This is a genomic window from Acinetobacter sp. 1125_18A (assembly GCF_052824985.1).
The window spans coordinates 95,780-107,986 of the sequence record NZ_VTDG01000008.1 but is presented as its reverse complement, the minus strand read 5'-3'; the positions used below and the strand labels follow the sequence as shown (position 1 = coordinate 107,986).

The following is a 12,207-nucleotide window of genomic DNA, read 5'->3' as shown; positions in this document are numbered from 1 at the left end:
AAATAAAAAAGACCAGTGCGAAGCTGGTCTTGAGATAGAATTTTGATGCGCTAATCTACAATTGAACTTACTGAATCACCGCTCTTGCGATAACTAAACGTTGAATATCGGAAGCGCCTTCATAAATCTGACTGACGCGAACGTCTCGATAGATTCGCTCTACTGGAAAATCAGCAACATAGCCATAACCACCATGAATTTGTATCGCATCTGAACAGACTTTTTCAGCAATTTCAGATGCAAATAACTTCGCCATTGATGCTTCTTTTAGACAAGTTAAACCTGCATCCTTTAAACTTGCGGCATGGTAAATCAACTGCCGTGCTGCTTCGATTTGAGTGGCCATATCGGCTAAGCGAAATGCCACAGCCTGATGTTGTACCAACTCCACTCCAAAAGCTTTACGCTGATTGGCATATTCAACCGCAGCATCCAATGCTGCTCGTGCCATTCCCACACATTGAGCGGCAATACCAATACGACCTGACTCTAAATTCGACAAGGCGATTTTATAGCCTTCACCCTCATTTCCTAATATGTTCTCAGCAGGAATCCGACAATTCTCAAAAACAATTGTTGCAGTATCTGAGCAATGTTGTCCCATTTTGTCTTCAATCCGAGAAACGATATAACCTTCTGTATTGGTTGGAACGATAAAACAAGAAATACCTTTCTTTGCTGCGGATTTATCCGTAACTGCAAACACAATCGCCACTTGTGCGTGCTGTCCAGAAGTAATGAATTGTTTGGTTCCATTAATCACCCACGAATCGCCATCACGTTCTGCTTTACATAGCAAAGCACCTGCGTCTGAACCCGCCTGTGGTTCCGTTAAACAGAAACAGCCAAGCCATTGACCTGTTGCCAATGGCATTAAGTAGTCTTGTTTTTGTCGGTCTGTCCCATATTTTTGGATAATTCCACAAGGCAAAGAATTTTGTACGCTGACAATGGTTGAAATTGCACCATCTCCTGCAGCAATTTCTTCAATTGCCGTCACCAAGGAGATATAGTCCAAACCTGCTCCACCCCATTGATCAGACACAGTCATGCCTAATGCACCCAGTTCACCCAACTCTTTGAGTTCTTGCTGAGGAAATTTTGCAGTTTTATCACGTTCAGCAGCTGTGGGTTTAAGTTTATTCTGCGAATAATTTCGCATCATTTCCTGAACCATTTTTTGTTCATCATTGAGAATCATTTGAGCATCCCTCTCAGCACTTTTAAATTTTAAATCACTGCAATCATGATCAGCGACCAATCAAAATCTCGTTGTTTGTATAAATTTAGGCTAAAGTCTGCCTAACATGATGGTTTAGATCATGTCAGGCAGTATTCAATTTTTTAAAAATTTGCTATTGCTTGCGTTAAAACAGAGTTAGAAATAAGCAGATGGATTAGACCAGATTACTTTGGCTGCATACGGATTGCGCCGTCTAATCGAATTGTTTCACCATTTAAATAGCTATTTTCACAAATATGACCAACAAGCTGTGCAAACTCTTCAGGCTTCGCAAGGCGTTTAGGAAAAGGCACCATTTCACCCAGCGCATCTTGAACATTTTGTGGTAATGATTTCAACATTGGGGTTTCCATAATCCCTGGCGCAATGGTCATCACACGGATGGCATGTTGCGCAAGTTCTCGCGCCAAAGGTAATGTCATTGCAACAACAGCACCTTTAGATGCAGCATAAGCGGATTGACCAATTTGGCCATCAAACGCAGCCACTGAAGCAGTGTTAATAATCACACCACGATCTTCTTCACCTGCTGGTAACGCATAACGAGAAATGACATCTGCGGCTAAACGTAGCATGTTAAATGTTCCTGCGACATTAATATTCAATACTTTTTGAAATGCGTCTAAAGCATGGATGCCATTTTTACCTAGTACTTTGGCGGATGGGCCAATCCCTGCACAATTAATTAAGCCATTTAATTGAGCATAATCCTGCTCCACATTTTTAAAGAATTGTTCAACAGCAACTTCATCGGTCACATCAAGTTGAACAAATTTGGACTTTTCACCTAAGCGCTTCTGCATTTCTTCGCCAAGCTGGTGATTCATATCCACCATGATCACTTTCGCACCTTGACCAATCAAATGTGTGGCTGTCGCGGCACCTAATCCAGATGCACCACCAGTCACAACAAAAACTTTTCCTTCAATTTTCATTTTATTTTCCTAGTTCATTGTTTGAATTGAGTAGTTTAAATGATGAATTAAACCCACTTTGGACTTAAGATGCAGAGTAAACATAGTCAAGCTTGAGTACAATTTCCAAAAGTTGCATCCTGTATGATGTATTTGGACAATTTAAACATCTTTTTGGAAAACTTTAGTCACAAAACACGTATCACAAGATAATGGAATACACTGTGAACAATCAACAATTCAGTGAAAGCAAAGGCACAATTTCAATTGCACTGGTACATGAAGCGCTGAGCAGTGCCCAAGATAAGGGCTATGATATACAGCAGATTTTGCATGATGCAGAAATACCCTTGGAAATATTTCAGGCAGCCAAATCACGTATTGCTGTTTCTGCTTATGCAAAACTTTGGACTAAAATAGCAGACCATATGAATGATGAGTTCTTTGGCATGGACTCGCATCAGATGCGACGCGGTTGTTATAAATTATTGTCTAAAATGGTCATGCAAGCGGATACCCTACACACAGCGATTGAACAAATTTTGCAATATTTTAATTTTGTCTTGGATGACTTCACCAGCAAACTAATTATTGATGAAAATTATGCATACATTGTCATTACAGATAAATTACAAACTAAGCGTATGTTCTGCTATGCCACTTATATTATGTTGATTCACAGTTTGATCTGTTGGTTAGCAGATCAAAGAATTTTACTCAATCAATTACAATTAAAATGCACGCCTCCTGAAGATGACAGCGATTATCGCGTTCGATTCTGTGAAAATATTACTTACCAAGCAGATGAGAATTATCTGCAATTCGATGCAAACTACTTAAACATTCAAATCAAACGTGATCAAAAATCTTGGTATGGTTTTATTAAAAACACCCCTGAAAATCTACTATTAAGATTTAAGAATCCTTTGGCTTTAAGTTCAATGATTCGCAAGCAATTACTTTCTATTGCTCCTGCTGAATGGTTAGAACTCGGTGAACTATCAGCGCAGCTGAATATTTCAGAAGCCACCATACAACGCCGTTTAAAAAATGAAGGTAGCAGTTACCAACAACTCAAAAATGATATACGACGAGATATGGCAATTGAACTGCTTGGTAAAACCACACATACCTTACAAGACATCAGTGAGTTGTTGAATTTTCAGGATGCCAGCGCATTTCATCGCGCATTTAAAAAATGGACTGGGGTAAGTCCAGGTGCTTATAGAGAACCCAAATAACCTTGATAACATCGTTAAACAAAACTCAGTTTTTAGGAAAATTTCTTTAAAATCAAAATTATAATAAAAAATATATCAATATAAAGACAAGCTCGATATTTACAGCTTATCTGAATAAGGTTGCAAATTAATCAATAATGGTATATTTATTACCCAATTTAAAGCAGGTTTTCTGCTTATTTCCTGTGGTACCCTCCTCCCCTTTAATCACTTTTAGGTCACTAACATGATTAAGATGATTGATGTACTAGAGCAAAATCTAGTTCAAAACTTTATCCATTCCCTTTCTGCTCAAACTGAACATTTAGATGAGCTTATCGAAGGTATTTTAAAAGCTTCAGATCATGACTTTGAACATGCCATGAATGATTTTTTCAAAACCAATGATGCTGCAGAAGTCGCACAAGCACTTGATATTCACCAAGAGCGATTAGATGCAATTCAATCAGGCTTAGCAATGAAAAAAGAAAACATTGCTGATACTGCAAAAATTGTTGCGCTTTGTCTGGCACTTGAAACCAATGCATTAGACCAAGTTGAAATTGCAGACAGTCTGGAAGATTATCCAGTTTAATTTGCCCAATCCAAAAATGCCTCTGTATAGAGGCATTTTTTATGTCTAATGACTAAAATTTAATTAGAATATTTTTTTATAACTCATTTCAATAATCATCTATTCAACAAGCAAATATCTATACTTTAAAAACATAAATTTATTCATATAGTTAAACCAATATTTTTTACATTTCATATTTTAAGAAGTGAATATCTGTTTTTCTTTTTTGTACTTTCACCCTAAAAAATATACATATCTAGCTCTGTGTTTCTCTTTGAATTTTATGGGGTATGTATGAAAGTTTTTAGCAAAAAAATGACGCGCTTAGTTTCCACCTTAGCCTTAAGCTTAACCGCAATGTCTTCTTTTGCAGCCATCCCAACAACATTGAAATTAGACTATGCCTATTACGCCCCAACAAGTTTAGTGGTTAAAGAACAAAAGCTATTAGAAAAAGCCTTACCCAAAACAGAGGTCAAATGGGTGTTTAGCCAAGGCAGTAACCGTTCACTTGAATATTTAAACAGTGGCAGCATCGATTTCGCCTCTACCGCGGGTTTAGCAGCAGTATTGAGTCGTGCCAATGGCAGTCCAATTAAAACGGTTTATATCCAAAGCCAGCCAGAATGGACTGCATTAGTGGTTGCTAAAAACTCAGCAATCAAATCCTTAAAAGACCTCAAAGGGAAAAAAATTGCTGCAACTAAAGGGACAGACCCATTCTTATTTACGCTTCAAGCACTTGAAACCGTCGGCTTAAATAAACGCGATGTGCAATTGGTACATCTACAACATCCAGATGGAAAAACAGCTTTAGAACGTGGTCAGGTGGATGCTTGGGCTGGGCTTGACCCACTGATGGCATCTGCACAATTGCAATCAGGTGCAAAACTGCTCTATCGCAATATCACTTTTAATAGTTACAGTGTGTTAAGTGTGAAAGATCAATTTAGCACCCAAAGCCCAGAAGCGGTTGAGGCTGTAATTAAAGCTTATGAACAAGCACGTAAATGGGCAAAAGCCAATCCAGATAAACTCGCAGAATTATTAGCACGTGAAGCAAAATTACCACTTGAAGTGGCGAAGTTGCAATTGAGCCGAACCAATCTAGATCAAAACATTCCAACAGCGAAACATCTTAATGCGCTAAAGAAAGCAGGGACTATTTTGACTGAAGAAGAACTGGTTCGAAAAGGCACCAATGTAAATCAAGTTGTGGATCAACTATTTGACAGCAAATATGCGCAAAAGGTCATTGGCAAGGTTGCTGAGAAGTAATGACAAAGTCTACACATGCTCAATCGACGCAAAGCGAATCAAATGTACGTATAACGCAGGCGGGTTTAAACAAACCTGCCTTTAAGGCCAATGTTTTAAAATGGGTAAAAGGAATTACGATTCCGTTGTTGCTCATTTTATTATGTGAGTATTTAGTTCGTTTTGGATGGATTGAGTCTTATCTGCTCCCTGCCCCAAGTAGCTTAGTTGACTCATTCAAGGAGCTTGCCGCAGGTGATTTATTTACCCATATCTATACCAGTACTTGGCGTGTATTTTTAGGATTTTTTATTGGTAGCCTATTGGGACTCATTTTTGCAATTGCAGTGGGTTTAAACAAACACATTGAAGATTTTTTAGAACCAACATTTTCAGCGATCAAATCTATTCCAAGTCTTGCTTGGATTCCTTTATTGCTTTTGTGGTTAGGCATTGATGAAGCCTCCAAAATTACTTTAATCGCGATTGGTGCATTCTTTCCCACCTATACCAATAGCGTATCTGCCATACATGGTGTTGATTCAAAGTTGTTAGAAGTGGCAAAAGTATACCGTCTGACCTATCTACAAAGTATCTTTCAAATTGTTCTGCCTGCTGCATCGCCTGGAATTCTCGTTGGACTCAGAAACAGTTTAAGCCTAGCTTGGATGTTTATGATTGCAGCAGAACTGATTGCAGCGACACAAGGTATCGGTTATCTACTCAGTGATGGTCGAGAAACCTCACGGCCCGATATTGTGATTATTGCGATTATCTTGCTGGCGGTCCTTGGTAAACTCACTGACAATCTGATGAAATTGATTGAAAACTGGTTTTTACGTTGGAGAATATAAACCATTCAAAATACGGCTTTTGATCAGCCGTATTTTTTTAAATTGCTTATTTGCAACTTGCATTTCTGCTTTTCTCTATGAAACACTGTCGCAGTAATAGTTAGGTAGACAGTATGATCATTCGTGATAAAAGTAACAGTTTCGCACTTCTCTTTGCTTGGCATGGCACCATTCTTCCCAAAGTTTTACCCGCATTAACTTTTGTTGTGCTGATCTCTACAGTTCTGGTTTACCTATCATCACATCACTATTTTACAATTCCTGCTGTACCTGCAATTGGTTTTACCGTCTTTGGGATTATCCTTTCTATTTTCTTAAGCTTTAGAAATACTGCATGTTATGATCGTTGGTGGGAGGGTCGTAAACTCTGGGGTGCTTTGATTGCAACCTCACGCCATCTTTCTCGTGACACGCATGTTTTACAAGTAAACCAGCGTAAAGTTTTAATGTATCGTGTAATGCTATTTACCTGTTTGTTAAGAAATCGTTTACGCAATCAAAATCAATCCATTGAATTTTATAAAAATAAAGTAGATTTAGATGAATTAAGCTTTAGCCAACTGGCAAACCACCTTAATGCTGCACAATTTGTTTTAGAAGAAATCCAAAAATCTTTAGTGCAATCACTTAAATCAAGTGAAATTTCTGACATTATCTATCAAGGTTTAAATCATCATATTGTTGCTATGGGTAATATTCAGGCAGGCTGCGATCGCATTCTAACAACCCCATTGCCCTATTCTTATTCAGTCTTATTACATCGCACAGTATATTGCTTTTGTTTGATTTTGCCGTTTAGTTTAGAAGCAAGTTTAGGGATTTGGACACCCGTCATCGTCAGTTTAATTGCTTATTTATTTTTGGGACTAGATGCTTTGAGTGCTCAGCTTGAAGAACCATTTGGCCTACAAGAAAATGATTTACCTTTAGATTCAATTACCCGTTTAATTGAAAGAGAAATGCACAGTTCTCTGGGTGAAAAACTCTTAGAGCCGATTCAATTGGTGAAAAGTAATTTGACTTAGCTGGTTTTTCTAAAGGCTATATTTCCCCTTAGCTTTGAAATACAGCGAGTTCTTTTAATACTATTTATTCGCCAATAAAAAAGACTTTGTTGGATAAGCAACCACCGCCATCCAACAAAGTCTTTTTAGACATAGCAATGCAAAACTAATTTGGCCACTGACCTAACGTGACACGATCATTACCGCCATAGTCTTTAACAGTTCTGACCTGTTTAAAACCAGCACCTTTAAAAATGTTTTGTACCGCTTCAGCTTGATCATAACCATGCTCAAGTACAATCCAACCTTGAGTTGCCAACCATTTTTTACCTTGCTGAACAATATGTTCAATATCCGCCAAACCATGCTGCTCAGCAACCAAAGCTCTTTCAGGCTCAGAAGCAAGATGCGGCATATGCTCATCAGCAGCATCAATATAAGGTGGATTAGAAACTATCACATCAAAAAATTGACGATTCAAAGCTTTAAACCAACTTCCTAGAAAAAACTTGACCTGCCCCAAGTCATGCTTTTCAGCATTATGTAAAGCAACTTCTAAAGTCGGTTCATAAATATCTGTGGCAATAATAGACCAATTTGGACGCTCACTTGCCAGCGATAATGCGATCGCACCTGTACCCGTACCTAAATCAACCATACGAGTATCTTCAGGCAAATCAAGATTTAAAACCGTTTCAACCAATACCTCAGTATCTGGACGAGGGACTAAAGTATCTCTGGTAACGGTTAAATCCAAAGTCCAAAATGGTTGTGAGCCAGTTACATAAGCCAAGGGTTCACCCGCAGCAATCCGCGCTAGACCCTCAACATATTGCTGTTCTTGCTCAGCAGTTAATTCTTGCGTAGATTTAAGTGACAAATCAAAAGCATCAATTTTTAAAATATGCTCAAGTAACCAAGCATTTTCTTGACGCTCATAACTTTCAGCTTCTCCACGTAAGGCCAAAGCCTGTGCAATATTCATTAACCACCATTTTGTTGTGCAAGCATCGCCAACTGATCTGCTTGATATTCGCGATGTAAGCTGTCAAGTAGCTCAGTCAAATCACCTTCCATTACTGCATCTAACTTATATAAAGTTAAATTAATACGGTGATCTGTCATACGACCTTGTGGATAGTTATATGTGCGGATACGTTCCGAACGATCTCCTGAACCTACCAAATCACGGCGCATTTCAGATGTTGCTGCATCGGCTGCAGCACGTTTCGCATTCTCTAAACGTGAAGCCAGTAACGCCATCGCTTTTGCTTTGTTTTTATGCTGTGAACGTTCATCCTGACATTCCACAACAGTACCTGTTGGAAGATGGGTAATACGTACAGCAGAATCAGTTTTGTTAATGTGCTGACCACCCGCACCAGAAGCACGATAAGTATCGATACGTAGATCCGCAGCATTAATCTCTACTGTGGTGTCTACATCAACTTCTGGAAGAATTGCCACAGTACATGCCGAAGTATGTACACGACCTTGTGACTCAGTGGCTGGAACACGTTGTACACGATGCGCCCCACTTTCAAACTTCAAGCGACCGTAAACACCTTCACCATTCACTAGACAGATAATCTCTTTATATCCGCCATGCTCGCCTTCATTTTCAGATAAGATTTCAATACGCCAGTTTTGAGTTTCAGCATATTTACTATACATACGGAATAAGTCACCTGAGAAAATCGCTGCTTCATCACCACCAGTACCAGCGCGGATTTCCAAATATGCCGAGTTGGCATCATTTGGGTCTTTAGGAATCATGAGAATATTTAACTCAGCTTCAAGTTGTTCAATTAAAGCTTTGTTCTCTTTGATTTCCTCAACAGCCATATCCTTAAAATCTGGATCAGTTAACATTGCTTCTGCTGTTTCAATATCTTCTTCAGCTTGCTTGTACTTTTTCCAAACATCGGTAATTTCTGATAAATCATTATGCTCACGGGACAAATTACGAAAACGCTTATTGTCTGAAATGACTTCGACATCTGCCAATAATGCTTCTAACTCTTCATGTCGATCACAAAGTTGGTCTAATCGTAAACGTAACGATTCTTTCATTTTAAATACATTCTCAAGCTAAGCCTTACCAAAAAACATCGAGCTTTATAACAGCCCATTTAAAATTGGTAAGAAAATTCTAAAATTGTGCCTAGTTTACCGATTCTGCCATTTAAATGACACATTTATATAAGCGCCATCAAGATAAGCTATAGAATTTATAGCAAGATGATCCGCATGATTTTTGATTAGATGCTTTTATTCTCCATTATTCATGCTAATTGTTGACTAATATGGGTGTTTTAAAATCACTTTTAATAGAAAACATACATTCAGATACCAAACGCTATCAATTTTCAGATCCCTCTCCACATTTTTTGGAAAAATTTTTGTTACATTTGCCACATCGAATAGAGATAGAACTGTCCAGATAAGGACATGGAGCAACACATGAAATTTAATACGATCATATTTAGTACTGTATTGGCAGTAACTTCAATATTTACAGTAAGTGCTCATGCTGATAACTCAACACGTATCGCAGCAACCTCTGCTTTAGGTAGTGTCGTTGGTACTGCTGTAGGTAAACAAATTGGTGGTAACACTGGCGCAATGATTGGTTCAGCAGTGGGCGGTGCAGGTGGTGCTGCTGCATCAACCAATAGAAAAGACCGTACTGCGGCTGCAATTGGTGGTGGTTTAGGTGGTGTTGGTGGCTATACCGTAGGTAAAAATATGGGTGGTACCACAGGTGGTTATATTGGTGCTGCTGCTGGTGCAGCGGGTGGTTCAGTTCTTGGTAAAAAAGTTTCTCAAGACCGCCATGCAGATCAACGTAAGTACAATAAAAAGTACTACAAAAAACACCGTCGTCATCACTAATTGATCCTTGAACGATATCAAGCACCTTCGGGTGCTTTTTTGTATCGTTTCATCTTAGATAAACTGTCTATCCTGTAGAACTACAAGTAATGATTTATAGGTTAATATTGATTGTACTAAATAAGGTTTTACTTAAAATTAAGTTTAACATTCACGTAATATGAATAAATTAAAGAGCAAGAAATACAATCCACACACAAAACACAGAAATTGCTTACATTCAAATCCATAATTATTGCTAAATGTTTCGTTATTCTAGCCTCAAGTTAAAGAATTCGAAGAAGCTTCGATCAGGAGTTTAAAATGAAATTACAAGCAATCCTTGGTGCAACTGTAATTGCAGCAACAATGATGACGACTGCACATGCAGGCAACTCAACCAATACAGCATTAACATCTGCACTTGGTGGTGTGGTGGGTGCTGCGATTGGCCAACAAATGGGTGGTTCAACAGGCGCTATGATTGGTTCTGCAATCGGTGGTGGTGTTGGCGCAGGCGCTTCATCAAATAAACGTGACCGTAATGGTGCGATCATCGGTGGTGCTTTAGGTAGTGCTGGTGGTTATACCGTAGGTCGTAATGTTACGGGTACTTCAACTGGTGGCTATATTGGCGCAGGTCTTGGTGCTGCAGGTGGTTCTGCATTAGGTCAAAAAGTCAGTGACGACCGTCGTTATGATGACCGCTATGACAGCCGTTATGGACGTTACAATGATCGTTATGATCGTAGCGGTTATCGTAATGTTGATTATCGCTATAATGACCGTGGCTATCGCAAAGACAATGGCAATCATTATGGTCACTACAAAAACAAAAATCGTTGGAATAACTGGAAAAATTAATTTCATTGCAAAATTAATATCCAATCATTTAAATCAAGCACCTTCGGGTGCTTAATTTGTTTTTGGACAATAAAATCAACATCAAAACCACCAAATATCGACAATTTTCGATATACATTTGCACACTTATATCGTATTATTTCGATATATATTATTTTCGAGTTTAAAAATGTCGTCTTTAACAGATACCGCATTAAAGAATACGAAGTTCTCTATCCTAGAACTCGCACCTGTTCGAGAAGATCAAACAGTTGAGTTTTCTCTTAAGCATGCATTGCAACTTGCTCAGCATGCAGAACAGTTAGGCTTTGATCGCCTTTGGTTAGCTGAACATCATAATATGGACGGTATCGCCAGCTCCGCAACTGCTGTATTGCTGGGTTACATCTTAGCAAACACAAAAAATATTAAAGTGGGCTCGGGGGGGATTATGTTACCCAACCATGCACCCTTAGTTGTTGCTGAACAGTTTGGTACCTTGGCGACACTCTATCCAAATCGTATTGAACTCGGCTTAGGTCGTGCGCCCGGAACTGATCCAACCACCATGCGTGCATTAAGACGTGGTCGTCAAGAAACTGAAGAGCAATTTCCACAAGATGTTTTAGAAATTTTAAGCTATTTCGCGGACGCAGTGCCTCAGCAAAGAATTAAAGCAACACCAGGGCAAGGTACGCATGTGCCTGTATGGCTTTTAGGGTCGAGTCTTTTTAGCGCACAACTGGCGGCTAAATTAGGACTTCCTTATTCATTTGCCTCACATTTTGCACCGAGAATGTTAGGCCAAGCCATTCAGCTCTATCGTGACAATTTTGAACCATCCGCCTATTTAGATAAACCGTTTGTATCTATGGGGGTGCCTACTGTGGTTGCCCAAACCGATGAGGAAGCGGAGTATCTAGCTACAAGTGTGTATCAACGTATTCTTGCATTACTGACAGGACAAAGTTTAAAACTGAAACCGCCTGTAGCAACAATGGAAGGCCGATGGTCTGCATCAGAGAAAATGTCCGTACAAAACTTCTTGGGTATGGCGCAAATTGGCTCACCAGAGACAGTAAATAACGGTTTAAAGCAACTTTTAGAAAAATATCAGGTAGATGAATTTATTTTCACTTGCGATATTTATGATACACAGAAGCGCCTAGACAACTTTAGTTTATTGATGGATTTAAAAAAATAATACAAATCAATCATGTTTTCCTCTTTACCAAAATGAAATGACAAATTTCATTTTGGTTTTTTTTTGATTTAACTGTTCTATAGCTGAAATATCCAATTGATTTAAAATACTATTTATTATTCTTCGTAATTAAACTCTATTTGAATTAGCTCTAATAAATTGAAAAGATTTGCCATCTCATTTCAAATCAGCATAATAGAACATATAAAAATCAGTA

12 protein-coding genes are annotated in these 12,207 nt (G+C 38.6%); 8 read left to right on the top strand and 4 right to left on the bottom strand.

All coding sequences use genetic code 11. The features are described 5' to 3' along the window. Positions 1-67: 67 nt before the first annotated feature. Both FY049_RS14925 and FY049_RS14920 read right to left on the bottom strand, forming a co-directional pair. Positions 68-1,201 carry an acyl-CoA dehydrogenase family protein gene (locus tag FY049_RS14925; RefSeq protein ID WP_446083943.1) on the bottom strand — a complete coding sequence of 378 codons (1,134 nt, stop codon included), beginning with the start codon at positions 1,199-1,201 and terminating at the stop codon, positions 68-70. Between the two features lie 206 nt (positions 1,202-1,407). Next, complete coding sequence (locus tag FY049_RS14920) at positions 1,408-2,178, bottom strand: 3-hydroxyacyl-CoA dehydrogenase (protein WP_151957484.1); 771 nt, start codon at positions 2,176-2,178, stop codon at positions 1,408-1,410. Between the two features lie 191 nt (positions 2,179-2,369). Here FY049_RS14920 and FY049_RS14915 point away from each other — a divergent pair, with 191 nt between their 5' ends. From FY049_RS14915 to FY049_RS14895, 5 genes are all read left to right on the top strand, one after another. Further along, positions 2,370-3,398 carry an AraC family transcriptional regulator gene (locus tag FY049_RS14915; RefSeq protein WP_262781897.1) on the top strand — a complete coding sequence of 343 codons (1,029 nt, stop codon included), beginning with the start codon at positions 2,370-2,372 and terminating at the stop codon, positions 3,396-3,398. 226 nt (positions 3,399-3,624) lie between these two features. Next, positions 3,625-3,972 (top strand): hypothetical protein, encoded by a 348-nt coding sequence (locus FY049_RS14910; RefSeq protein WP_004719389.1) that lies wholly within the window; start codon positions 3,625-3,627, stop codon positions 3,970-3,972. A 276-nt stretch (positions 3,973-4,248) separates the two neighbouring features. Beyond that, the gene (locus tag FY049_RS14905; protein WP_446083942.1) at positions 4,249-5,232 is read left to right on the top strand and encodes an aliphatic sulfonate ABC transporter substrate-binding protein; all 984 of its coding nucleotides are present in this window, start codon (positions 4,249-4,251) and stop codon (positions 5,230-5,232) included. After that, positions 5,232-6,065, top strand: coding sequence for an ABC transporter permease (locus FY049_RS14900; RefSeq protein WP_446083941.1), 834 nt, complete (start codon positions 5,232-5,234; stop codon positions 6,063-6,065). Before FY049_RS14905 ends, FY049_RS14900 begins: the two co-directional genes overlap by 1 nt. A 113-nt stretch (positions 6,066-6,178) precedes the next feature. Further along, positions 6,179-7,090, top strand: a complete 912-nt coding sequence (locus tag FY049_RS14895; protein WP_262781894.1) for a bestrophin family protein — start codon at positions 6,179-6,181, stop codon at positions 7,088-7,090. A 145-nt stretch (positions 7,091-7,235) separates the two neighbouring features. Here FY049_RS14895 and prmC read toward each other — a convergent pair whose 3' ends face one another. Together prmC and prfA are read right to left on the bottom strand one after the other, a co-directional pair. Next, positions 7,236-8,054, bottom strand: a complete 819-nt coding sequence (prmC, locus tag FY049_RS14890) for a peptide chain release factor N(5)-glutamine methyltransferase (protein ID WP_244013036.1) — start codon at positions 8,052-8,054, stop codon at positions 7,236-7,238. Then, entirely contained in the window at positions 8,054-9,142 is a 1,089-nt protein-coding gene (prfA, locus tag FY049_RS14885) for a peptide chain release factor 1 (protein ID WP_004719378.1), read from the bottom strand. The genes prmC and prfA overlap by 1 nt, the downstream gene beginning before the upstream one ends. A 390-nt stretch (positions 9,143-9,532) precedes the next feature. Here prfA and FY049_RS14880 point away from each other — a divergent pair, with 390 nt between their 5' ends. From FY049_RS14880 to FY049_RS14870, 3 genes are all read left to right on the top strand, one after another. Next, complete coding sequence (locus tag FY049_RS14880) at positions 9,533-9,964, top strand: hypothetical protein (protein WP_004822418.1); 432 nt, start codon at positions 9,533-9,535, stop codon at positions 9,962-9,964. Between the two features lie 303 nt (positions 9,965-10,267). Continuing rightward, positions 10,268-10,807, top strand: coding sequence for a glycine zipper domain-containing protein (locus FY049_RS14875; protein WP_056512651.1), 540 nt, complete (start codon positions 10,268-10,270; stop codon positions 10,805-10,807). Positions 10,808-10,976: 169 nt separating this feature from the next. Further along, complete coding sequence (locus FY049_RS14870; RefSeq protein WP_234624197.1) at positions 10,977-11,990, top strand: LLM class flavin-dependent oxidoreductase; 1,014 nt, start codon at positions 10,977-10,979, stop codon at positions 11,988-11,990. The last annotated feature ends 217 nt before the right edge of the window (positions 11,991-12,207 follow it).